The 23,519-nt window shown below is 42.8% G+C and carries 22 protein-coding genes; 12 read left to right on the top strand and 10 right to left on the bottom strand.

Annotated elements, in window-relative coordinates:
• From QR721_RS13680 to QR721_RS13635, 10 genes are all read left to right on the top strand, one after another.
• Positions 1-939: a two-component system regulatory protein YycI gene (locus QR721_RS13680; RefSeq protein WP_348027930.1), complete on the top strand. Its 939-nt coding sequence runs from the start codon at positions 1-3 to the stop codon at positions 937-939.
• Positions 936-1,763: an MBL fold metallo-hydrolase gene (locus QR721_RS13675; protein WP_348027928.1), complete on the top strand. Its 828-nt coding sequence runs from the start codon at positions 936-938 to the stop codon at positions 1,761-1,763. The genes QR721_RS13680 and QR721_RS13675 overlap by 4 nt, the downstream gene beginning before the upstream one ends.
• A gap of 97 nt (positions 1,764-1,860) precedes the next feature.
• Complete coding sequence (locus QR721_RS13670; RefSeq protein ID WP_348027926.1) at positions 1,861-3,102, top strand: S1C family serine protease; 1,242 nt, start codon at positions 1,861-1,863, stop codon at positions 3,100-3,102.
• Positions 3,103-3,439: 337 nt separating this feature from the next.
• Positions 3,440-5,155: an ABC transporter ATP-binding protein gene (locus tag QR721_RS13665; protein WP_348027924.1), complete on the top strand. Its 1,716-nt coding sequence runs from the start codon at positions 3,440-3,442 to the stop codon at positions 5,153-5,155.
• Between the two features lie 94 nt (positions 5,156-5,249).
• Positions 5,250-5,540 carry a 4a-hydroxytetrahydrobiopterin dehydratase gene (locus QR721_RS13660; protein WP_348027922.1) on the top strand — a complete coding sequence of 97 codons (291 nt, stop codon included), beginning with the start codon at positions 5,250-5,252 and terminating at the stop codon, positions 5,538-5,540.
• Positions 5,541-5,866: 326 nt separating this feature from the next.
• Entirely contained in the window at positions 5,867-7,537 is a 1,671-nt protein-coding gene (locus tag QR721_RS13655; RefSeq protein WP_348027920.1) for a diguanylate cyclase, read from the top strand.
• A 97-nt stretch (positions 7,538-7,634) separates the two neighbouring features.
• Positions 7,635-7,994 (top strand): response regulator transcription factor, encoded by a 360-nt coding sequence (locus tag QR721_RS13650; protein ID WP_348027918.1) that lies wholly within the window; start codon positions 7,635-7,637, stop codon positions 7,992-7,994.
• On the top strand, positions 7,991-10,807 hold the full coding sequence (locus QR721_RS13645) for an ATP-binding protein (RefSeq protein ID WP_348027916.1): 2,817 nt from the start codon (positions 7,991-7,993) through the stop codon (positions 10,805-10,807). Before QR721_RS13650 ends, QR721_RS13645 begins: the two co-directional genes overlap by 4 nt.
• 149 nt (positions 10,808-10,956) lie before the next feature.
• Positions 10,957-11,604, top strand: coding sequence for an ABC transporter ATP-binding protein (locus tag QR721_RS13640; protein ID WP_348027914.1), 648 nt, complete (start codon positions 10,957-10,959; stop codon positions 11,602-11,604).
• Positions 11,601-12,383 carry an ABC transporter permease gene (locus QR721_RS13635; protein ID WP_348027913.1) on the top strand — a complete coding sequence of 261 codons (783 nt, stop codon included), beginning with the start codon at positions 11,601-11,603 and terminating at the stop codon, positions 12,381-12,383. The genes QR721_RS13640 and QR721_RS13635 overlap by 4 nt, the downstream gene beginning before the upstream one ends.
• Positions 12,384-12,854: 471 nt before the next feature.
• Here QR721_RS13635 and QR721_RS13630 read toward each other — a convergent pair whose 3' ends face one another.
• The 6 genes from QR721_RS13630 to QR721_RS13605 form a co-directional block, all read right to left on the bottom strand.
• Positions 12,855-13,061, bottom strand: coding sequence for a zinc ribbon domain-containing protein (locus tag QR721_RS13630; RefSeq protein ID WP_348027908.1), 207 nt, complete (start codon positions 13,059-13,061; stop codon positions 12,855-12,857).
• Positions 13,062-13,077: 16 nt separating this feature from the next.
• Entirely contained in the window at positions 13,078-13,620 is a 543-nt protein-coding gene (locus tag QR721_RS13625; protein WP_348027906.1) for a GDYXXLXY domain-containing protein, read from the bottom strand.
• Positions 13,613-14,719, bottom strand: coding sequence for a DUF2157 domain-containing protein (locus QR721_RS13620; protein ID WP_348027904.1), 1,107 nt, complete (start codon positions 14,717-14,719; stop codon positions 13,613-13,615). The genes QR721_RS13625 and QR721_RS13620 overlap by 8 nt, the downstream gene beginning before the upstream one ends.
• A gap of 120 nt (positions 14,720-14,839) precedes the next feature.
• Positions 14,840-15,193 carry a protein YmzB gene (ymzB, locus tag QR721_RS13615; protein ID WP_348027902.1) on the bottom strand — a complete coding sequence of 118 codons (354 nt, stop codon included), beginning with the start codon at positions 15,191-15,193 and terminating at the stop codon, positions 14,840-14,842.
• Positions 15,194-15,312: 119 nt separating this feature from the next.
• Positions 15,313-16,473, bottom strand: a complete 1,161-nt coding sequence (locus QR721_RS13610; RefSeq protein ID WP_348027900.1) for a M20 metallopeptidase family protein — start codon at positions 16,471-16,473, stop codon at positions 15,313-15,315.
• A gap of 39 nt (positions 16,474-16,512) precedes the next feature.
• The gene (locus QR721_RS13605) at positions 16,513-17,940 is read right to left on the bottom strand and encodes a YfcC family protein (RefSeq protein ID WP_348027898.1); all 1,428 of its coding nucleotides are present in this window, start codon (positions 17,938-17,940) and stop codon (positions 16,513-16,515) included.
• 406 nt (positions 17,941-18,346) lie between these two features.
• Here QR721_RS13605 and rlmH point away from each other — a divergent pair, with 406 nt between their 5' ends.
• On the top strand, positions 18,347-18,826 hold the full coding sequence (rlmH, locus tag QR721_RS13600; protein WP_348027896.1) for a 23S rRNA (pseudouridine(1915)-N(3))-methyltransferase RlmH: 480 nt from the start codon (positions 18,347-18,349) through the stop codon (positions 18,824-18,826).
• Positions 18,827-18,985: 159 nt separating this feature from the next.
• On the top strand, positions 18,986-20,740 hold the full coding sequence (locus QR721_RS13595) for a DUF262 domain-containing protein (protein ID WP_348027894.1): 1,755 nt from the start codon (positions 18,986-18,988) through the stop codon (positions 20,738-20,740).
• 418 nt (positions 20,741-21,158) lie between these two features.
• Here QR721_RS13595 and radC read toward each other — a convergent pair whose 3' ends face one another.
• The 4 genes from radC to QR721_RS13575 all read right to left on the bottom strand — a co-directional run bounded on the left by radC (position 21,159) and on the right by QR721_RS13575 (position 23,496).
• Positions 21,159-21,767: a RadC family protein gene (radC, locus tag QR721_RS13590; RefSeq protein ID WP_348027892.1), complete on the bottom strand. Its 609-nt coding sequence runs from the start codon at positions 21,765-21,767 to the stop codon at positions 21,159-21,161.
• Positions 21,768-21,970: 203 nt separating this feature from the next.
• Positions 21,971-22,708: a hypothetical protein gene (locus tag QR721_RS13585; RefSeq protein ID WP_348027890.1), complete on the bottom strand. Its 738-nt coding sequence runs from the start codon at positions 22,706-22,708 to the stop codon at positions 21,971-21,973.
• 25 nt (positions 22,709-22,733) lie between these two features.
• Positions 22,734-23,243, bottom strand: coding sequence for a hypothetical protein (locus tag QR721_RS13580; RefSeq protein WP_348027888.1), 510 nt, complete (start codon positions 23,241-23,243; stop codon positions 22,734-22,736).
• 49 nt (positions 23,244-23,292) lie between these two features.
• Positions 23,293-23,496, bottom strand: a complete 204-nt coding sequence (locus QR721_RS13575) for a hypothetical protein (protein ID WP_348027886.1) — start codon at positions 23,494-23,496, stop codon at positions 23,293-23,295.
• Positions 23,497-23,519 lie beyond the last annotated feature (23 nt).

Here is a 23,519-nt window from a genome sequence, read left to right as displayed (position 1 = left end):
ATGCAGTGGAATCAGATCAAAACACTCTTCATCATCTGCTTCCTCGTTCTAGATGTCTATCTGCTCTATCAGTATTTCAACAAGCAGAAGGAAGATGATCTGAGTGTGCAGGACCGCCCGGATTCTACTATTGAGGAACAGCTTGCAAGAGAGAACATTAAGGTTGGGGATTTGCCTGACCAGGAATACAAAGAGTCTTTTATAAGGGTACGGCAGCATGCTCTGAGCGAGTCTGAAAGCAAACAGCTTAAGGACTTGCCGAATCAGCAAAGTATTGCAATAGATGGGAAATTCATTCTTTCCATTTTTGATAAACCAATTGCTTTGCCGAAGGGCGTTAAGAACGACGAAATAGATAATATTATTGGTAATAATATTATTCACCCGGATGAATATGAATTTTGGACATGGGATAAGAAATTAAATGTGCTTGTCTTCTTTCAAAAGAAAATGGACCGCCCTGTCTACTTTAATCAAAACGGTATGATTCTCGTTTTTCTTAATGATAAGAACGAGATTACAAGTTATACCCAGACGATGCTTGCCAAACCGGATGATACGAATAACGAAGCTGAGAAGCTTATTAAGCCGGTTAAAGCTGTTGAGACGTTATATAAGTCAAACCAGCTTAGTTCTGGGTCTGAAATCAAGCGAGCAGACCTCGTCTTCTATACGAGAGTGCCATTGAGAAATGGAGTTCAAGTATTTGTACCGACTTGGAAGCTTGCTGTTAATGATAAAGACGGAAGTAAGAATTTCTTTGTTAATGCGATTGAGGGTTATGTCATCCAAAGCGATGAAACACTCTTTATGAAAAATACGATTGAAGAAGATATTGATAGAATCGAAAAAACAGAGTTCGATGGCAAGCTGAAGGAAAGGCTTCTTCAGACGTTGAAAGAGAGACTGGAATTGATCAATCGGGGTGAAAAATCATGACACTGCGCTTCAGTGTGCTTACATCAGGAAGCACGGGTAACGCGTTTTATATAGAATCGGAACAGGAAAAGTGGCTCGTCGATGTTGGTCACAGTGGCAAGAAGATGGATGCCCTATTCAAGGAAGCAGACGTCGATCCTTATGGACTGTCGGGCATTCTCGTAACTCATGAGCATAGTGATCATATTAAGGGTCTCGGTGTACTTGCACGCAAGTACAATCTTCCAATCTACGCTAACGCTAAAACATGGCAGGCGATGGAAAGTTCACTCGGCAAACTCTCAGTTGATCAGAAGTTTCATTTTGAAACAGAGACAGTACGGACCTTTGGCGATATGGAAATTGAATCATTCGGTGTTTCACATGATGCGGCCGAGCCGATGTTCTTTACTTTCCGTTCTGGAGGAAAAAAAGTGGCACTTGTAACGGATACGGGTTATGTGTCAGAGCGGGTCAAGAAGACAGTGGAAGACGCGGATGCTTATATATTCGAAGCGAATCACGATGTCGAAATGCTGCGGATGGGGCGCTATCCGTGGAATGTAAAGCGCAGAATTCTTGGTGACTATGGACATATTTCGAATGAAGACAGTGGATTGGCACTGAGCGAGTGTATAACAGACCGCACAGAATGTGTTTATCTCGCCCATCTTAGCCTTGATAATAATATGAAAGACCTTGCGCACATGGCTGTGAGCCAAGTACTGGAAGAACGGGGAATTCGGATTGATGTTCAGGATACAGATCCGCATAAACCGACTGCCATGCGACAAATCGGTGAAGGCTTTGCACATTTGAAAAGTGAACTTCCGCATATTGGCTAATACTTTGGATAGCACAGTTGCTTAGCAGGTTACAAAGCAGGCAAACCGGGTATAATGTATGGTAGATTTTTGATCGAACGAGTAAGGAGGGGTGCAGTTGGATTATTATGATGAAAATAGCCGCCATGGCGAGCCGCCGGGCTACAGACCGGGTGAACCGCGCAGACGGAAGAACAGCTGGCTCATTCCTGTATTGCTTGGTATCATCATTGGGATTCTGCTTGTGACCGCAGCGTTGCCTGCACTTGTTCGTTCAGGCATTATATCGGCACCTGACACAGCAACAGAAAGCAACGGCACTTCCGGCAACAATGGGAAAGTGACAAGTCAGAAAACAGTCCAAGTCGATGTCTCTTCACAAGTGACAAAGGTTGTTGAGAAGGTTTCTCCGGCTGTTGTTGGTGTGACGAATCTTCAGAAGAGCAAGGACTTCTGGCAGCAGAGTGAGAAGGAAGGCGAAGCTGGTACAGGTTCTGGTGTTGTCTATAAAAAGGACGGCAAGAATGCTTATATTGTAACGAATAATCATGTTGTCAAAGACGCAGACGAACTTGAAGTCACACTTGCGAATAATAAGAAACTCAGTGCCAAACTGCTCGGTACCGATGCTTTCACGGACCTCGCTGTACTTCAGGTCGATGGAAGCAAGATTGACAAGGCAATCGAACTTGGCTCATCAAATGCAGTCAAGGTCGGAGAGCCGGCGATCGCAATCGGCAACCCGCTTGGACCGATGTTCGCAGGGTCTGTCACACAAGGTGTGATCAGCGGAAAAGAACGGACGATACCAGAAGATTTGAATGGCGACGGTAATCCCGATTGGCAGTCAGAGGTACTGCAAACGGATGCCGCCATCAATCCCGGTAACAGTGGCGGGGCGCTTATCGACATTGACGGCAAACTGATTGGTATTAATTCAATGAAAATCAATCAGGCAGCAGTAGAAGGAATCGGTTTTGCTATTCCAATCGATACAGCTATCCCGATTATTAACCAATTAGAAAGTACAGGGAAAGTGACTCGTCCATTCCTTGGAGTTGAGGCCTATTCAATTGAAGAGGTTCCGAAGACAGAGTGGAAGCAAACATTAAAACTCCCTGAAAGTGTGACGTCGGGCATTTATGTATGGAGTGTCGAACCGCTTTCGCCTGCTGGCAAGGCAGGAATCAGAAGGCTTGATGTAATCACAGAGTTTGGCGGCAAGGAAATCAAAAGTGTCGTCGATCTGCGAAAAGTACTGTACCAAGAGAAACAAGTAGGCGATAAAGTGAAGATGACGTATTATCGCTCTGGAAAGAAACATGAAACAACTGTAACACTTGGAAAACAGTCAGATTAAAATTATAAACATGTTGACAACCCGGCATTTGCGCCAAGTTTAGCGCAATGCCGGGTTTTCTTATCCACATTTATTTCAGGTTATGCACAAAATGTGGATTATAAGGTACATTTCAATATATAGGGGCAGAAGGGAAAAATAATACAAGATAAACAGGAACATTTGTGCATATGTGGACAGTTTTGTGGACAACTTTGGGAGAAGTGATGAATTCATCCACGATTTGACTCTTTTTGCTGTGGGCAGTCAGGTTGCTATTTGGCAGAAATCGACTTAGAATAAGAAAGCATGCCAAATTTCACGCCGGAACATAATAAAAGTGAAAGGAAGTGCCATCATGATTCGACGTTTTTTCTCATATTACCGGCCACATAAGCGGTTGTTCATTATTGACTTTACAAGTGCAATCATCGTTGCACTTCTGGAGCTCGCATTCCCGCTTGCGGTACAGTGGTTCATTGATAAATTGCTGCCTGAAGGGAACTGGAATCTTATTACGACAGTAGCGATCCTCCTGGTCCTGATTTACTTGCTTAGCACGGCACTGCAGTATATTGTTACGTACTGGGGTCATTTGCTTGGGCTGAATATCGAAACAGATATGCGGGAGGAATTGTTCCAGCACGTTCAGAAGCAATCGTTCCGTTTCTTCGACAATACGAAAACGGGCCATATAATGAGCCGGTTTACGAATGATCTTTTTGATATTGGTGAGCTTGCCCACCATGGACCGGAAGATTTCTTCATCGCCATTATGACATTCGTTGGTGCGTTCATCATCATGTTCAAAGTAAATGTCGAGCTTGCTCTTATTATTCTTATTGTTGCTCCAATCCTGGTCGTGCTTATTTCTTATGGAAACAAACGGATGAGCCGTGCCTGGAAGCATATGTATGAAGACATTGCAGACGTCAATGCGCAAGTTGAAGATTCCGTATCTGGTGTGCGCGTTGTACAGTCCTTCACAAACGAAGCATATGAGAATAAGCGCTTTACAAAAAACAACTATCGTTTCCGAAAAGCAAAAGCGAGCGCATATAAAGTGATGGCGTTCGTTAATTCAAACATCTATATGATGATGCGCCTAGTCGTACTAGTTGTACTTGTTGTCGGCTCCTGGTTCACATTCACAAATAAACTTTCCTCTGGTGAACTCGTTGGATTCGTCCTCTATGTTCAAGTTCTATTCCGTCCAATAGAGAAAGTGAGCGCATTGCTTGAAATGTATCCGAGAGGTATGGCTGGATTCCGTCGCTTCACTGAATTGATTGACGTAACTCCAGATGTGAAGGATAAACCGGATGCGAGAGAGGTTGCCAACTTGCATGGTGAAATCAAGTTCGACAACGTTACCTTCAGTTATGAGCGCGCACACAAACCGGTTTTGAATGATATTAATATCGGTATTAAACCGGGTGAAACAGTAGCGCTCGTTGGGCCATCAGGTGCCGGCAAGACGACAATCTGTTCTCTAATTCCAAGATTTTATGATGTCGATAAAGGCAATATCAGAATTGATGGAATAGACATCCGTGACTTGAAAAAGAGTTCTCTGCGTAAACAGATCGGAATAGTTCAACAAGATGTATTCCTTTTTGCAGGCACATTGAAAGAGAATATCGCTTATGGTAATCTGAATGCGACAGATGAGGAAATCCGTGAAGCGGCACGCAAGGCACATATGGAAGAGTTCATCAAAGACTTGCCAAACGGCTATGAAACAGAGATTGGCGAACGCGGACTCAAACTCTCCGGAGGGCAAAAACAGCGAATTGCAATTGCCCGCATGTTCTTGAAGAACCCGCCTATTCTCATCCTGGATGAAGCAACTTCAGCACTTGATACTGAGACAGAAATGATCATTCAACAGGCGCTTAATGATCTAGCCGTTAATCGTACGACATTGGTCATTGCCCACCGTCTGGCTACAATTAAGAATGCGGACCGTATTCTTGTTGTGACGAAAGATGGAATTGCAGAAGAAGGAACGCATGAGGAACTGCTTGCGAAGAATGGTATTTTTGCAAACTTGCATAACGTTCAAATGCGCTGATTAAAAGACTGCTCCAAAGATGGAGCAGTCTTTTTTTTGTGCCATAGAAGAAGCAGTGGTAAACTGGGGCCAATCAGGAGAAGGAGAGATTCAGATGAAAAAGCAGAATGCAGAAGATATTGCGAGCGAACTGAAACGTTTGCGAGATTGGAAGAAAACGGGTGGGAAGATTGAACGCACGTATGAATTTCCGGATTTTCCGAAAGCAATCGGCTTTGTGAATGGGATTTCCATCTATTCTGAATCGAAGGACCATCATCCTATTATTGAAGTGAATTATAACAAAGTTACTTTAAGCTTGTTCACCTGGTGTGAGAATGCGCTGACGAAGAAGGATTTTGAGACAGCAACTTATTTTGATTTCCTTTACGGAGATAGTGAGTGACTCATGAAAGACTATTAAACTATTTCCCTATATTCGACATATTTCCCGGGAAATAAACTTAAATTCATCAATAATTCCTCTCTCATAGGGAATTATTGGTGAATTTTGTATATTGAAGCATCAAATATTCTTGATAATTGCTATAATATCAGTATGGAAATATAAAAGAGCGGCTGATAAATCACCATGTCCTAAGCAGGCAAGTATGGTCAAAATCTGATTAGCTGGATTTTATATAGAGTGTCTTTTCCGAGGAAGAATGCTTGCGATGGTTACTGCGATCGCTTGTCAATTTCCAAAGGCGAGGATGGCAGGAGGTCTTTACGTTGTTCAGGAAAAAGTATGCGAACATGCTTATCGAGCAGATGGATATGGTAATTCAAAAATGGAGCGGGCAGCCGGAAATAACGGAAAAAGAAATATACGCCTTTCTCCATAGAATAAAAGGGACGGCAGGCACGATTGGACTAGAGGACTTATCTCGAATTTCGGGAAGCTTGCTTGAATCATTATCGGCTGAAGGTGTTAAGCTGTGGCAGCCGGAGGAGTGGGCTTTCTATCTCAGTCCATTGATTGATCAGCTTATTATGGAAAAAGGCCTGATTGCTGAATGGCAGGAGGAGAATGACCTGTTTGCACGGAAAGCTCCGAGTGGGCGACAGCAAACGTCCATATCAGATACGGACACTGATGGGAGAATCATCCTTATCATCGATTCGAGTCTTGAGTTCTCAAGCAAACTAAAGGAAGAGCTTGAAAATGAAGGTTATGTCGTCCTAATCGCTATAGCAATGGATAAAGGGGTGGAAATGTTTTACAGGACCCGTCCTGGTTTTGTCATCTGTGATTTTAGAATGGCTTTCGATATGGGAGAGGAGAGTCTGCTCTCCTTCGTTTCTGTTTTGCGGATGAATATGACACCAATCGTCTTTACGGGGTTTGATTCAGGAGTTCAATATGAAATTGAATCTTATGAAATTGGTGCTAGCGGCTACTTTGTCAAACCGCTCGATATGAAACTGTTCAAAGTATATATGAGGAATCGATTCACCTGGCAGAAGGACATTGAGAGAATTACAACGATTGACGAACTGACAGGTGCGCTCAATCGCAAACATATGAATAGAACACTTGACCAGCAAATGGATTCCTACAAGAGAGAGGGCCGGACCTTTACTCTTGTTATGCTCGATGTTGATCATTTTAAGAGCGTGAATGATACATACGGACATCTGACTGGAGATCAGGTCTTAAAAGGGCTTGTAAGTGTGTGTACATCACTGACTCGCGAACAGGATAAAATTTTCCGCTTTGGAGGCGAGGAGTTCGTCATTAGTTTGAGCGAAACAGGAGAAGCCGAGGCATTCAGGCTTGTAGAGCAAATGCGTGAAGCATTTGCGGCTGAAGTGTTTACAGCGGAGGAACAGGGAGTCGAATTCCAATGCACGTTCTCAGCAGGCATTGCGGCAACAGAAAGTCCTGATGAATCAAAGGATGATCTACTTGAAAAGGCAGATCAGGCGCTATACAAAAGCAAGGCTTGCGGACGGAACCAAGTAACCCTCCATAATCAGCTGGAACAGCAGAACAATCTTCGTACCCTTCATTTGGTTATCGTTGATGACGATGAATTCGTGCGGACAATTCTTGAAAAAGGCTTCAGCACTTGGAAGAGCCATGAGTATATGGAAGTACAGGTTCATGCTTATGCCGATGGCGAGGAGTTTCTGAATAGTGGATGGTACAGTCCAAAGGATCAGTACATAATCCTGCTGGACGGCATGATGCCGAAGTTGGATGGAATTGAAGTTCTGACGAAAATCCGAGATGACTACCCGGATAAGAATATTGTCGTTTCCATGCTGTCGGCCAGATCGGATGAGCATAACATTGTTCAGGCGCTTGAGAAAGGCGCGGATGACTATTTGTTCAAGCCATTCAATGTTCTTGAGGTTATTGCTCGCATGGACAGACTTGCCCAGCGTATGCTTCTTTGATCTGCAGTAAGGTTCTATTATAGAAGGCTTTCTGGTATTCGAAGACTGCAAAATCTTTGGGTTCCAAGGGGAATTTGACGAGAAGGGAAAAAACAATATGAAGAGCATTCTAATCGCAGATGATGAGGAAATACTGCGTATGCTAATAACGGATACGATCGAGGATTTCGGCTATGTCGTTGATGAGGCGGAAGATGGGGTAGCAGCACTTCAAAAACTTGAGACAGGCAATTATGATCTCGTTATTCTTGATTATATGATGCCACAGATGACTGGGATTGAAGTGTTGGAAAAACTTTCAGCAGAAAGAAAAGAAAAACTCGAAGTTCTTATGCTGACCGCGAAAACACAAGAGAAAGATAAAGAGAAAATGCGGGCTGCGGGAGCCGGCCATATGATGTCCAAGCCTTTCAGTCCAATTGAACTGATGGGTTATGTAAAGGAAATTATCGGATGATGAAAAACAGTAAAATTGAAGAAAGTATCCGATTGCGCTATTTGGCAACCGTCATCTCTGTATTCCTTGCATTAATTGCAACATCAGTCATTTATTATTCATATATAGAGCATCAGCAGGGAAAATTTGCCAAGAAGGGTGACGAGTTAAAAGAGCATTATGAAGTTGTTGAAGCTATCGACTCGACGCTGAACAGTATGATTCTCCGCGGGCGCGGCTATGTTGCTTTTAATAGCGGAACAGAGAAGCTTATGTTAGACCAGGATATTGTAAAGTTGGGACATCAGATCACTGACTTTAAAGAGCTGGACTTGAACAGTAAGGAAAGGAAGTTCATCAACAGACTTGAGAGTTTTTATATAAAATATCGGGATGATATTCTTCCAACGACAGTTAAGAGTATGAAGGCCGGAGATGCAGAAGCAGTTGAGGCAATTCACAAAGATTATGCAGGCTCAGTGATCAATGGAGAATTGAAGAGTACAGCAAATTTTAAAGATCAATACCATAAGCATATTCATGCCCTTGAAGCAGAGAGACTTGAAAAATCAAGAAAAGACACAATTATCTCCAGTATGTTTTCTGCTGGGTTCTTGCTTCTATTATTGCCCCTTGTAGGAGTCATCATAAACCGAATCATCCGTCCAATTGAGGAGCTGGAGAAGGCCACTGAACAGATAGCAATGGGCAATGCTGTACAGCTGCCAAAGCGTAAGACAGATGACGAAATTGGACGTCTGACACACTCATTCCGAAAGATGGTTGAAACGATTCGTGCTAAAGAGGAAGATCTGATGGCACATAATGAGGAGCTTATGGCCCAGCAAGGGGAGCTAGAGGAACAGCAGACAAAAATCGAGGAGAGCCTTTGCCGCGTTAAAACGGCAAATGATTCACTGGAACGTCTGAATAAATTGAATCATCATTTGACTTTTACACTGGATAAAAACGAGCTCTGCAAAATCTTTTTAGACTTCCTGAATGCACAGTTTCCTTTTGATCGCAGTATTTTCTGGTTCAAAGAGGAAAAAGTTTATGCGAGCAGCAATGTAACAAGGCAAGTTGTTGATACCCTAGTGGAAACAGGGAACAATGTGAATTGGATACGTCTTCATGAAGAGAGTGCGTATGTCATCAAACGTGCATCAAACCCAGAAGAAACTGGTTTTGCCGAACAGGCATTTGATGCTTACGATTTGTATTGCAGTGTTTTGAATGCAGATCATGAGGTTGTCGCTGTATTTGCCGCAACTCGACTTGGGACGCCATTTTCTGAATACGAAATTGATGAGATCAAGGGTCTTATGAGCCGGATGGGTCTTGCAATTGGACGAATCTATCTGTATGAAGAAGTCGAAATGGCCCGTCTTCTGAATTTGGACATTGTCCAGAACATAAATGAAGGTATCCAGCTAGTTGATATGGATGGCAGTATGCTTCAATACAATGAGACTTTGGAAAAGTACGTGTCGTGCGAAGGATTTGCAGAATGGAGAAACCGCCAAAAGATCTCTTATAGAGAGTGGACTGATATTTTCCTAAAGCAGTGTGAACAGCCTGAGGAACTTGCAGCTTATTTTGCAGAGGCAGTCGACTATCCGGAGATGGAAGATAAGTCCTTCCATTATGAAATCGGTGACAGGCATATGGCAGTGTATGCTTCTCCAGTATACAGAGCTGGAAAGCGTGTCCGCACCCTTCTCGTTCACCGTGATATAACGAAAGAACATGAAATTGACCGTATGAAATCAGAGCTTGTCAGCACAGTAAGTCATGAACTACGCACACCACTATCTAGTGTGCTCGGCTTTACTGAACTTCTATTGACGAAAGATCTAAAAGTGGAACGGCGCCATAAGTATCTTGAGACGATTCATCGAGAAGCGAAAAGGCTGACAAATCTCATTGATAACTTCCTGGATATTCAGCGTATGGAAGCCGGTAAGCAAGATTATCAAATGGAACCGGTCCGTTTGAGTGAGCTTGTAATTGATGTCCTCGCCCGATTCTGTGCTGATCAGAATCATAAAATCCGTATAATAGATGAAACTATACATGACAGCATCCTCGGTGATGCAGGACGGATTGAACAAGTGTTTACAAATCTCGTTGGTAATGCAATGAAGTTTTCACCTGGTGGTGGAGAAGTCGAGATCAGACTCGTCGGAAACGAGGATCATATTCTTATACAAATCCTTGACCATGGCATGGGTATTCCTGAATCTGAACTAAAAAAACTGTTTACAAAATTTCATCGTGTCGATAATAGTGAACAGAGAAAAGTAGGAGGAACCGGTCTGGGGCTTGCAATTTCCCGTGAAATTATTGGTGATCATAAGGGTGAAATATGGATCGAATCCGAAGAAGGAATCGGGACAACTGTAAGTTTTACTTTGCCATTGGAGAAGAAGCATGCCGAGTGGCAAACGACTAAAGGCAAAGTAGCCATTATTGAGGATGAACCAAATGTGGCAATGATAATTTCGGAACAACTGAAATCAAAGGGGTTCCCAATTATCCATTATTGCAATCCGCTGCACTTCTGTGAAGATGTACAAAAGACGAATTTGCAGTTAGACGGTGTACTCATTGACTTTTCTACTGACGATGAAGTTAATGGATGGGAATTGGTTCGGGTGCTGAAGAGCAATGAACAGACAGAACATACTCCACTAGTCGTCTTAAGTACGCCAGACCTAGATGAGGAAAAGGTAAGAGCTTATGGAATTGAGCACTATTTGACGATGCCGTGTCACCCTTCTGAGCTCGAAGAAACGCTTGAAGTATTCTTGGAAACTGAGAGTGCACAATAAGGGTTGAGTCTCATATCGCCACAGGGCAGTCAGATAGTATTTTTGCTGTCTGTCTGCCCTTTCGTTTTGCTTAATTGGTGTCCGGGTAAGAGATATGAATGGCAACAGATCGCCTGTCGAACTTTAAACAGAAGGAGGCTGGATAAGTATTGGAATTTCGTTTGGAAAATGTGAAATACAAGCAAATACTTGATATTGAAAACTTGAAGATTCCCGGAGACAAGGTTGTCTGCATTATTGGGAAGAGCGGGAGCGGTAAGACAACATTGATGAAGCTTCTAAACGGCATGATTAGCCCAGATTCTGGAGAAGTTTATGCTGATGGGGATGCTTTAAGTAAGATGGACCTCGTACAGTTACGGCGTGAGGTCACCATGCTCCAACAGACCCCATCTATTTTTGATGGAACAATTAGAGAGAATTTGAATATTGGACGCAAATACGCAGGTGCAGATCCGGCGACAGATGAGGAGATGAAGCGTTCGCTTGAGGTCGTACGGCTTAATAAGAGCCTCGACGACGATGCGGATGATTTGTCCGGAGGCGAGAAGCAGCGTCTTGCCTTTGCACGTGTGTTGCTTCTATCACCAAAGGCACTTCTGTTGGATGAGCCAACTTCTGCGCTAGATGAGGATACTGCTCACGACATTATGCACGATGTCCTTGCCAAGTTCAGAGAAAATGGCCAGAGTGTCATCATGGTAACCCATGCTCAAGCAATTGTTGATGCATTTGGCGAATATGTCGTCAAGTTGGAAGCGGGAAAAGTTGTTCAGGCAGGAGGGGTGAATAGATGAAATCGGAACTGATCAATATTGAATGGTGGCGCTTAGCTGCAGCTTATTTGTTTATCCTTATTTTGATTGCAATTGTACGCTGGCGCGGAATCAACCGTGAACGTGAAATCATCATCTCCACCCTGCGCATGTCTGTACAGCTTGTAATTGTCGGATACATCCTTGAATATGTTTTTAAAAATGCAAATCCCTGGTATACAATTGGCATTCTAGCCGTTATGGTGAGTTTTGCAATCTATACGATTTTCAAGCGGCTGAAGTATGATTTGAGCAAACCGATGAAAAATCTCATCGCCATCTCGATGCTTGCTGGTACTCTGTTCAGCATCGCCTACTTCCTCCTAGTCGTTATTGGCCTTTCACCGTGGTACAAACCTACGTATGTCATTCCAATCGCCGGTATGATTGTTGGTAACTCGATGACTGGCATCACACTTGGCGTGAATACATTTATGAATGAAATGGAGTCACGAAAATCGCTAGTTGAAGGTGCCCTCATGCTTGGTGCGACACCGAAAGAAGCGACGAAGGACATCGCCAACCGTGCATTCGACTCGGCGATGATGCCGACAATCAACAATATGGTCGGCATGGGTATCGTCTTTTTGCCTGGGATGATGACTGGTCAGATCCTCGGGGGTGCTTCACCACTCGTTTCAATTGAATATCAAATTGCAATCATGCTCGGCATCGCTGGAGCTGTAGCGCTTTCTGTCATCATTTTTGTCCTGTTCGGCTATAAGACATTTTTCAATGAACGCGGTCAGCTGGTGAAATAATGGCCAATGGCTGAAGTGTCTTAGCTTATAGAGAACCCGAACTAATGCAAAGAAAATTTGCCTTAGTTCGGGTTCTTCATTTTGAGTATAGATAAAAGTATTTTGAGGTAAGCCACCGCTACGAAAAGAATGCTCGCTTTCCTGTGGGCAAGCACTGAGCCACTGTGGCGCAAGCGCCTCACTGTCTCAGTATGCTTGTTCTTCCCACGGGAGTCTCGCATCTTTTCTCCGCTATGTCCGGAGTTCTGTCCAGGATTGGAGTGGAAGGCGACGACTCCAACGGGAATAGCATGAGCTGAAGATAATATTCCAGGCGTTCTTTGCTTGGAATTTAGCTGAAGCCATGCCCGTGGAAAGCGTTCGCCTGCAGCGGAAATCCGGCGGGTTGCAACCGGTGTCTTAACTATTGGTTCTAGTCTATTGTTCGTCTTTTACACAGGCATTTTTAGTTGTGTCCCAGCCTCTTTTTGTTTATCCAAAGAACAAATCTAGAATATTACTCCCGGTTGAGCTGTTCTTGTTGTAAAACTCAGAGTAACCGCAGCTTGTGCAGTAGACGACTGTGAATTGGTTGTGCTGAATATCGAACATTTTTGAAAGTCCAGTTCCTGTCATGGCAACATCTTTCTTCGCTGCTTTTGTACTGCCACATTTGATGCATCCTTTTTTGCTCTCCAATTGATACTGCCCCCTGCTATTTGATTGTTGTCAGGATTCCATAACCGTTCCGGACTTTCACATATGCAGTCAGTTTGCCTTTCTGTGCTTTATCCTCAAGTGACTTGCCTGTATTCTCCGGAACATAATAACGATCGAGATTGTAGTTTGCATCGTATTTATAGCTCTTAGTCTTACTGTCTGTGTAGTCCTGATAAGCGTAGAGGTCGCCAATCAGGTATACACCTTTATCCGGTTTCTTCGCTGTGATATGGTCTAGTGTATAAACATCGCCCTGTTTCTTCAAGATGGCATACATCTTAATACTGCCGTAATTATTACTCTTAGCCTTCTTGATGAGCTCTCGATCGAGTTTATCCTCAGAGACGTCTTCAATCTCATACGAGAGATACACATAATCACCATAAAGCAGATCACGAGGGTCGATAGGTTTTGTTTTAAGTGCGATCTCCTGACCGGTGCCAAGAGCGAGAAGCGGCTTCACAGTCATTAGCAGCAAAATTAATATTGGCACTGCCACGACAGCGAAGAAGCCGAGTAGACGTTTTTTGTTATTCAAGTTGGCCACCCCTCTCTTTGCGGGAACGTTCGAACCAGAATCCGAATCCGATTAGAATTAGCCCGCCGATGATGAAGAAGAGCGATTTTGGCATGAAGTCGAATGTGAAATCGGCATAATAGCGGAATATGAAGCCGCAGACGACAATAATTGCCGGCAAGTTGTTCTTTCTCAATAGATAAATTAGTAATGCTGCGAGTACAATTGCCATGATAGCGGCAGGGATATTGCCTGATCCGCTCTTAACTAAGCCATCTTCCCAGACATAGGGAATGGTGAGCGTTATGCCTGCAATTCCGTAGACGATAGAACCGACCCAGCTGGAGGCCGTCCGGTAATTCGGAAACGGAAGCAGAACAAGAAGTACACCAAGCACGAACAATCCGAGCATCTGGAGCCAAGCGTCCGCATGAACAGCTGCCAGCAGATCATGAATGAATGAAAAGCCAGCAAGGCCTGTAAGTACAAATACTGCCTTTGACTTATTCAAGTAACGGTCATTGACCCAAAGAAGCAACGGGATTAACAGAATGAGCAAGTAGCGTAATCCGAGACCTGATGCGGACCAGAAGAAGATTTCGCCCCCTAATATGAACGTTAAAGCGGCAAAGACTCCAACCCACTTGTCCCGTAAATAAACTGCGAGCGGCAACAGTCCTGCACCCCATAAAATGAAAGCGTTCTGTGCGCCCCCACTCAAGTGGAACATTTGCCCGATCAGGAAGATAGCGGCACCATAAATGGCCGCTCCGATATAGTACAGACTGCGTGCAGTCTTCGGATAGCGTCTCTCCAGCCCAAAGCCACCTGCATAAAATACAATGAGTCCAAATATAAGCAATAGGAATTTCGCCAGCTTATCAAGACCGGCCCAGTTGCTTGCAATAAATGAAAGTATGCCAAGACCTACAAGTGCCGCTCCAATTGCGAGCATGATACGGAGGAATCTCGAGCTCCCATCAACAGCATGGCCCTGACCCGCTTCGTATAGCCCAAGCAGCTGTTCCGCTTTACCTTGCTCAAGCTCACCATGCTTTTCCAAGAATATGAACTCACGCTCCAGAACAGCAAATTCACCCTTGCCAATCACCCGCTTCATATTTGCCACCTCCTATATTATGTTAATTAAATCATAGCATAACTGTGTAGCAAAGATTCCCAGGAAATTAGAAAAAGCCAAACATCCGGAATCATCTCCATCTGTCAGGCCTTCATCTGCTTATACTTTTTTGATTTTATAAACCGCACGCTCTGTCGAGATGATCAACTCATGATCATCTTCTTCATATTCACGCATTGTATCTACATCAAGCGCAATCTCATAAACCGGCGATGGAAGCGGAACAGCATTGCCTACGTCTGTTTCAATCGTCCCTACGCCATGCAGCTCTAACGTATACTCCGCTTCATACTCGTCGAACTTATGGAAGTCTTTATCATATCTCACGTCATCGAGTGCGATATGAACGATGTCCAAATCTTGCTGTTCCTTTTTCTGAACCTCGATCTCTGAACCTTTCAAGGCTTTCAAACGATCATCGAGCTCCTGCATTGAAAGAAAATGCTTACTCAAGTTAATCCCTCCTGTATTGCATCCTATTTGAGTAACATTCCCTTTTTAATAAGAAACATTCCACCGCATTCCGACAAGCGCCGGATACGATGGAATGTTCGATAGCAATATATTGGAGATCAGCCTTCCAAGGCGAATTTAATCATTAGTTCAATCCCTGCCGGCATAGCCGCTTCATCCAAGTCGAACTTCGGATGATGATGCGGGTACTGGCTCTTTGGCCCCTGCATGCCGATATTGACGAAAGCCCCTGTCTTCTCTTTCAAATAGTAAGAGAAGTCTTCTGCTCCGAAAACTGCCTCAATAGGTGTGAACAAATCATCACCGAATGTCTTACGGATAATTTTTTCAGCAGTCTTACAAGCTTCAGGATGGTTATAAAGTGGCGGTGTCCCTTCAATAAGAGTGAAGTGACCCTTCGCACCAAAACCTTCGCAAATAGACTTCGTGAGTTGCTCTGTCTTCTCAATCATCGTCTTTGCACCTTCGAAAGTAAGTGCACGGATTGTCCCTTTCAAAGTGACCTTATCAGGAATGACATTGTATGAATCCCCGCCATAAATGCCACCTACAGAAATGACCCCACTCTTCAACGGGTTCAGGTTTCGACTTACGATCGATTGGAATGCCTGAATGAGATGAGTCGAAATGTAAATCGGATCGATTGTCTCATGAGGGTTACCACCATGACCGCCTTTACCTTCAATGATAATGTCAAAGTCATCGCTTGATGCCATTGCATAGCCTTCTTCAAAGCCAACCTGACCGAGAGGCATATTCGACATATAGTGAATGCCGTAGATGACATCTGCTTTATCAAGGACGCCTTCTTTCATAAGCTGCTGAGCCCCACTTGGTGAAGCTTCCTCGGAACTTTGGAAAATCAAGATGATATTGTTTTTCACTAGTTCAGGATTTTGGCTCATCCATTTAGCTGCCGCGAGCAATGTCGCTGTATGACCATCATGGCCGCAGCCGTGCATGACGCCAGGAACTGTAGAAAGATACGGTCTGTCCTCGCCCTCTTCGACGATTGGTAAAGCATCCATATCAGCTCTGAGCGCAATTGTCCGTTTGCCTTCCGTACCTTTGAAATAGCCGATCACATTCGGAGCAGAGAAGCCGTCAAGGAGCGGAATACCGAATTCCTCAAGAAGTGATTTGACACGGGCGGCCGTCTCATATTCCTGTCCGGAGAGTTCCGGATACATATGGAAATGTCGGCGCTGGCCGATAGCCCAGTCGACAAGTTCGTTATCTGCAAATTGTGTGTTAAACATGATGCGCCTCCAGTGCGTTGTGTAAGTCTATTGAAGTAATTAAAACGGTCCGTAATGGATGAGCTGTGCAATGATCAGGAAGCATGCTGCGATGGCAACCTCGATCAAAATGAACGGCAGTACCCATTTGACCCACTTCGTATATGGTATACCTGCAATCGCCAAGCCCGCAAGCAAAATCCCGACTGTCGGGAAGATTGAATTGGAAATCCCGTCACCAAGCTGGAACGCAAGAACCGTGGTCTGGCGTGTTACACCAATGAGGTCACCAAGCGGCGCCATGATCGGCATTGTAAGAGCGGCCTGTCCACTTCCGGATGGAACGAGGAAGTTCAAGAAGAGCTGCATAATGAACATTCCGATTGCATTCAATGTCGCTGGCAAATGGCCAAGTACCAAAGAAGCATGGTAAAGGATTGAGTCAACAATCTTACCGTCTTGAACGATAACAAGAATTGCTTGGGCGAATCCAATGATTAGCGCACCGCCAACCATCTCTCTTGTTCCTTCAATGAAACTGTCAGCAATCTGTCCAGGCTTAAGCTTCCCGACAATGCCGATAATGATGCCGAACAATAGGAAGAGACCGGCAATCTCAGTAATATACCAATGGTAACGGATGACACCGAAAATGAGTGTAATGAAGTTCAAAAGGAAGATGGCAAGAATCAACTTATGGCGCTTCGTCATCTTCATATTTTCATCTACATCAACGTGCTGACTGCTCTTGCTGTCGCTGACAAATCTGAGCTCCGGATTAGCCTGGATTTTCTTCGCGTAGCGGTATACGTAGAGCACACCAGCAACGTAAAGCGTCGCCAACAAAGCAAGTCTCAGACCGAAGCCGGAGAATGTCGGTAGCTCAGCGATCGATTGAGCAACACCGACATTGAAAGGATTCAGAACGGCACTCATGAAGCCGATATTTGCCCCAAGAGAAACGATGGCGAAACCGACAATTGCATCGAGCTTAAGCGCGATGACGAGCGGTGTGATGATTGCAATGTAAACGAGTGTTTCCTCAGCCATTCCCATGAGTGTTCCGCCAACTGCGAAGCAAAGCATAAGAACAGGAATGAGAAGTAATTGTTTATTTTTAATAGAACGAGTCAGGCTGATCATCAGCGCATCAAGCGTACCTGTCGCCTTCAGAATGCCAAAGGCACCCCCGACCATCAATACGAAGAAGATGATTCCACCGCTATTTACGAGTCCAGTATGAATACTGCGGAAAATATCAAAGAACCCTGCGTGCGCAGAGTCTACTGCATGGTAAGAATTCGGTACAACGAGCGTACGTCCATCTTTTTCAATACGGTCATATTCACCTGCTGGGATGATATATGTCAGAACCGCTGCAATGACGATGACACTGAACAGAAGGACGAATGCATTAATATTGATTGCTTTTTTGTCTTTTTTAATTGGTGGAACTTCATTAGTCTTGTTAATCTCAGGTGCGCTCATGTTGTTCAGGACTCCTTTATGTTAAGAATCGTATATAAATACGTTTTTGAATAAATATTCGTTTCATTGTATATATAAAAATATAAATAATTTCGCACTATTTAGCAATGTAAATTTACTGGAAAGAGGGAGAAAGACATGGATAGGGTCATGGTAAGCAATTACTTATGGTTTCTTAATTTTGATATAGAGTCGCTTTTATTAAGAAGGCTAACGAAAACCAGAGGAAGGTTCCTCTGGTTTTTTTTTTGTGTGAGGAATACATTAAAAACACAAATTAGCACAAGAAGTTCCGACATATTATCTATAAATACAACCATATGTGGTAAAATAATACTTAATATCTAGTGCATTGGATACAATAACAGACAATTATTGATAAAACATCATAGAACGGACGGATCCCATGAAAATAACAATCATTACAGTCGGCAAGTTAAAGGAAAAGTATTTAAAGCAAGGCATCGCGGAATACTTAAAGCGCCTAGGCGCCTATGCAAAGTGTGAAATTGTTGAAGTACCTGACGAGAAGGCACCCGAAACAATGAGCGACGCAGAAGGAGAAATCGTCAAACAGAAAGAAGGCGAACGCATCCTATCTCATATCAATCAGGATACATATGTGATCACGCTCGAAATTAACGGAAAGATGCTGACAAGTGAGCAGCTCGCTGCCAAGATGGACGAGCTTATGACATACGGGAAGAGCAAGATTGCCTTTGTGATTGGCGGCTCCTTGGGTTTGAGTGAACAGGTGAGGGAGCGAAGTGATTTTGCATTAAGCTTTTCGAAGATGACATTCCCGCATCAGTTGATGAGATTGGTGTTGGTGGAGCAGGTTTATCGGGGGTTTAGGATTATTAAGGGAGAGCCGTACCATAAATAAGGGTGAAATACTAAGGGGGAAAGGATCTCCTTATACATTTCTTTTCTTAAGGATGAAGCATCAATAAATGAGGAAAACCTTCTGCAAGCATGTGAAAATATCAAGGATGAAAATTGGATATATAGTAAAATAGTTCAAATAGACAGGGGAGAACGTTAAATGTCATTCCAAGCACCAATTACGATTGCCCAGGCTATCGAGAATATAGAACAAAATAGATATTTGCTGCCTGCAATTCAAAGGGAATTCGAGTGGACCGATGAAAGTATTGAATGGCTGTTTGATTCCATAATGCAAGACTATCCGATAAGTTCCTTTTTGTTCTGGAGAGTTGAGGGGCAAACGAAGAATGAATATAAATTCTACCGCTTTCTGAAGGAATACAGGGAGTATTTCAAAACACATAATGAAGAAATGGACACAAACGGGCTTCATGATTTTACGGCTGTACTCGACGGTCAGCAAAGACTTACATCTATTTACATTGGTCTAAAAGGTAGCTACGCGTACAAAAAGCCACGTGTCCGGTGGAAGGATAATGAAGATAATATTCCGACACGGAAGTTGTACCTAAATATTCTAGAGCCGCAGAAAGACTCGGAGGACGGTTCTCTGTATGAGTTTAGATTTTTGACTAACAAGCAGTACGCTAGTCATCCTGAGAAATGGTTCAAAGTTGGGGATATTATGAACTTGGCCAATGCTTTTGAATTTAATAAGTTTCTCGATAACAAAGGGTACAAAGATAGTCAATTCACCTATGAAACGTTAGCCAAGCTTCATGAAAAAATACATACAACATTCTCGATTAACTATTTTCTTGAGAAAGAGCAGAGTCTAGACAAGGCGCTGAACATCTTTATCCGAATTAATAGTGGAGGAGAGCCATTAAGCTTCTCAGACTTGATTATGTCCATCGCTATTGCTAATTGGACAGTGAAGGATGCAAGAAAGGAAATTTACGGTCTTGTTGATGAAGTAAGAGACGAGGGCTTTTCAATAACGAAGGACTTTATCCTAAAGACATTTCTATATCTCCACAGTAAAGACATAAAATTCAAAGTATCGAATTTCAGTTCCGATAATGCTATAGTGTTCGAAAAGCATTGGGAAGACATCAGAAATTCAATTCTATCTGCTTTCCAATTGGTAAAGAGATTTGGATATTTTGATTCAACGCTGACATCGAAGAACGCACTTATTCCAATTATTTATTATATGTATCATAGGGGAGACAGCCAAAAAATAGTCAGCACAAAGCAGTATGAAGCCGACCGCAAGATTATTAAAAAATGGCTTAACTTAGCACTTGTGTCTCGTGTCTTCGGTGGACAGGCCGATACAGTATTGATGAGCATCCGTAGCGTCTTCACAACTAAACTTGAAGCTGAAAAGATCAAAAGTACTATTACGCAGTTCCCAGCAAAAGAAATTGTTTTGAAGCTGAAAGGCACGACAAAGGAAATGACTCTGAACGAAGAATATATAGAGAATCTTCTGCTGACTCAAAAAGATGATAATTTGGCATTCAGTCTGTTAGCACTGCTATATCCAAATCTCGACTATCAAAATGGTGTTTTCCACAAAGACCATGTCCACCCTATTTCGCAGTTTAAGAAAGAGAATCTGCAGACCAAAGGAATAGATATAAATGAACATGAACTTTATCTAGATGCATATTCGAACAATAGCATTTTAAATCTACAAATGCTTGATGCCAACGAAAACATGTCAAAGCAGGATCGATCACTAAAGGAATGGGTAGAACATGAATCCAAAAAACAAGGAATCAGTATTCAGAAAATGTGCGAAACACATCTTATCCCTGAGAATTGTTTAGAGTTCACTGACTTCCCACAGTTTATTGAAGAAAGAGAAGTACTATTGAAAACAAAGCTGAAGGCTATTTTTTAGGGGATATAAAGCATAAATGATTATTCGAACTTCGTTCCGTTTAATTTGTAATAAGAGTGTCTATTTACTTCGGATAGTGTTGTCTGCTATATGTTTTTGTAATAGCAGACAACCTTTAGTAAACGCTTATATACCAAGGGACATGGGCGGAGCAACACGTACATCTACAGCAACATATATAAGAGGTATTTTTGTATAATCAAATCAACCGATGTTACAAATACGATATTGGTGGTATTAGAGACATAGAGTTCATGCTGCAAAAAATTAAGGTTTTATTCTAGTAGTAGAAAACCCTGATAGATTGGGATTCTCACTTAGCAATGTGAGGAAGTAAGCAAAAATTTTAGTAGATAGCTTAATTACAGCCCAATAGATATATGAGAGCCGACAAATTGCCGACTCTCGGTAAATTCATTTACAGATATCCTTTTTCTTTAAGTGAAATATATGATTGTGCACCAACAATGATGTGATCAAGTACCTCTATTCCAATTACCTTTCCGGCTTCTGCCAATCGCTTTGTCACTTGGATGTCCTCATGACTAGGAGAGGGATCGCCGGAAGGATGGTTATGAGCAACAATAGCACTTGCACAGCTACGGCGAATCAGATATTTAAATGTCTCACGTGGATGGACGATTGAAGCATTTAATGAACCAACAAAGACTGTTTCTCGAAAGGCAATCTCATTTTTCGTATTCAAACCAAGTACAACAAAGTGTTCTTGGGTCAAATACTTCATATCATTTAAATATTCATATGCATCTTCAGGAGAACCGATTTTAAATCTTTGTTCAACTGTGCAGGGGTTCATGTTTGCAAGCTGAAGTGCAGCAAGGATCTGTTTAGACTTTGCTCGTCCAACGCCTTTAATCTGCAGCAACTCCTCCTCTGTGACGTCAAGTAATTCCTGGATTGATGGGTAGAGGTTGAACAATTTATTCACCACATATCCATCCTCCTTCTCACGAGTTGTAACTGCCAATAGGCTTCTAAAAGATTGTTTGTCCATTGTGTTGTTCATTATAATTCCTCCAATATGTTTGTTTTTGTGTAAATGAAAAAGGAGAGACGTTGAACGTCTCTCCTGATTGAGTGAATACATGTATTTCGATATACTGTTCCTGAATAAAAGTTTGTAGGTGAGTTCATGGCTAGATGACCTCACCTAATTCTTTGCACTAAAAAAGCACATTGATTGCGAAAGCTTGGCAATCCATGTGCTTCTTATTTATGATGATCTTCATCCATGTCTCTTGCATCTTTTAATATAAGCAAGTCCTCGATGAACTTTGCTGCTTGTTCCTTAGTTAACTGCGTACTCCGCTCGACTGCAAAATACATCTTCATCATTTCTTTTGCTACGTCTGTTGGCAGTCTCATTTGATCGACCAGTTGAAAGATCTTTTGGAGCTGCACTTTCGTTACCGACTCTTCTGAGCTGATATTATTTGTTTTTGAGAAATCCTCAATATCTTGAGTGAAGATCCCGCTAGATTGTGTTGCTGATAATACTGCATCAATCAACGCGCGCTTCTTTGCCATCTTCAGTATGTTATTAACAATTGTATAAGGGTCCTGATGATGAAAGGCAGACTCTTTACTATTGCATGAACCCAAGCCTTCAGATTCAATCACCCCACTGTCCTTTTGTGTCAGGGTAACCTTCACTTCATATGCAAAAATTCCATCATCCCATCTTTCAATACGATTAACGACCTCTGTGCCTTTTGCAAAACCGAACACATCACATAACTTCTCCGCTCCGGGCTTTAGTAGCGTTGGTTTTGAGTAGCCGTTGATTAGCCCGTAATCAACTCCTTTCACCAACACCCCATCAATGACATGTTGCAATTCACTAAAGCGTTGCTTGGAATGAGCAGCATTTGGAGAACAGAGTGAATCTGCTTCGGCATTGCTTGTGAATGGCAAAACATTTATGACAGCTCGTTTATCTGTTCTCAATTTTACTTCACCTCCCTTCAAGGTTTCAGAACTTATTTTTTATCAGGCTGGAAAGCATTGATAACCCGTCAGATGCTTTGTCTAAAATGAATTTCCCGGTCTTATGATTCAGTCGGTTCCCCTTGCTTATCATGCGTGCAGAGGTGTCAACTGTGCTTGTTACAAGATTGTGAGTCTTCGAGTTAGCCTTCTCAACGATGTCTGTGACTCTATCGAGTATTATCTGACCTTTTTCGTCAGCGAATGTTGCACTTGATGAAAGCATGTCGATGATGTGATCTTTGAAGACTTGTACTTTGCTAGAATCCTGAATAGTTGCTTCAATAGCACCAGTTATTCCCTTTCTTTGTTCAAGCAAGATTTTCAATGTTACGTAATCGTTTTGTTCAATTGCTTCAGCGATGCCTTGAGCATTAGCGACATGTTGGTCCTGCAATGCACGATAAATTGATCTGACTTCCGAAGTAGAAACCCCTTTCCCATTAAGTATGTCAAACGTGTTGGGGTGATTTTGTTTCCATGATCTTTTCAACATAAATATTCCTCCTGTGATTAGTGAGATGTTGGTTATGACATCTTCGCTATCATTTGCTGAAGTAGTGATAGCCTTTCAACGTGAGCTTTACAAGCGGGCTACAACCAGGGCCTTTTGCAACGAGAATCAACCCTTCGTCCTCTAGTTCCATAAGACTTACTTCTCTGATTTTGTATTTAATTAGATGTTCAGTTGAAACCCACTTATTCAACTCCTTTGCTTTCAACAAAATCTGAAGTAGTGACTCATTCATTAGGCAACCTCCCTTCACTTTTG

The organism is Aciduricibacillus chroicocephali (genome assembly GCF_030762805.1).
Taxonomy (GTDB): Bacteria; Bacillota; Bacilli; order Bacillales; family Amphibacillaceae; genus Aciduricibacillus; species Aciduricibacillus chroicocephali.
The sequence above is the reverse complement of the archived record's forward strand: the minus strand, read 5'-3'. Positions and strand labels throughout refer to the sequence as shown.

Bases quoted from the DNA above. Each gene is read 5' to 3' on its own strand.
- QR721_RS13660 (WP_348027922.1), top strand. From the start codon at position 5,250: ATGAAAAAGCAGAATGCAGAAGATATTGCGAGCGAACTGAAACGTTTG.
- QR721_RS13645 (WP_348027916.1), top strand. From the start codon at position 7,991: ATGATGAAAAACAGTAAAATTGAAGAAAGTATCCGATTGCGCTATTTG.
- QR721_RS13650 (WP_348027918.1), top strand. From the start codon at position 7,635: ATGAAGAGCATTCTAATCGCAGATGATGAGGAAATACTGCGTATGCTA.
- QR721_RS13620 (WP_348027904.1), bottom strand. From the start codon at position 14,719: ATGAAGCGGGTGATTGGCAAGGGTGAATTTGCTGTTCTGGAGCGTGAG.
- QR721_RS13580 (WP_348027888.1), bottom strand. From the start codon at position 23,243: ATGTTGAAAAGATCATGGAAACAAAATCACCCCAACACGTTTGACATA.
- QR721_RS13635 (WP_348027913.1), top strand. From the start codon at position 11,601: ATGAAATCGGAACTGATCAATATTGAATGGTGGCGCTTAGCTGCAGCT.
- QR721_RS13665 (WP_348027924.1), top strand. From the start codon at position 3,440: ATGATTCGACGTTTTTTCTCATATTACCGGCCACATAAGCGGTTGTTC.
- QR721_RS13680 (WP_348027930.1), top strand. From the start codon at position 1: ATGCAGTGGAATCAGATCAAAACACTCTTCATCATCTGCTTCCTCGTT.
- QR721_RS13605 (WP_348027898.1), bottom strand. From the start codon at position 17,940: ATGAGCGCACCTGAGATTAACAAGACTAATGAAGTTCCACCAATTAAA.
- radC (WP_348027892.1), bottom strand. From the start codon at position 21,767: ATGAACAACACAATGGACAAACAATCTTTTAGAAGCCTATTGGCAGTT.
- QR721_RS13610 (WP_348027900.1), bottom strand. From the start codon at position 16,473: ATGTTTAACACACAATTTGCAGATAACGAACTTGTCGACTGGGCTATC.
- QR721_RS13675 (WP_348027928.1), top strand. From the start codon at position 936: ATGACACTGCGCTTCAGTGTGCTTACATCAGGAAGCACGGGTAACGCG.
- QR721_RS13595 (WP_348027894.1), top strand. From the start codon at position 18,986: ATGTCATTCCAAGCACCAATTACGATTGCCCAGGCTATCGAGAATATA.
- rlmH (WP_348027896.1), top strand. From the start codon at position 18,347: ATGAAAATAACAATCATTACAGTCGGCAAGTTAAAGGAAAAGTATTTA.
- QR721_RS13575 (WP_348027886.1), bottom strand. From the start codon at position 23,496: ATGAATGAGTCACTACTTCAGATTTTGTTGAAAGCAAAGGAGTTGAAT.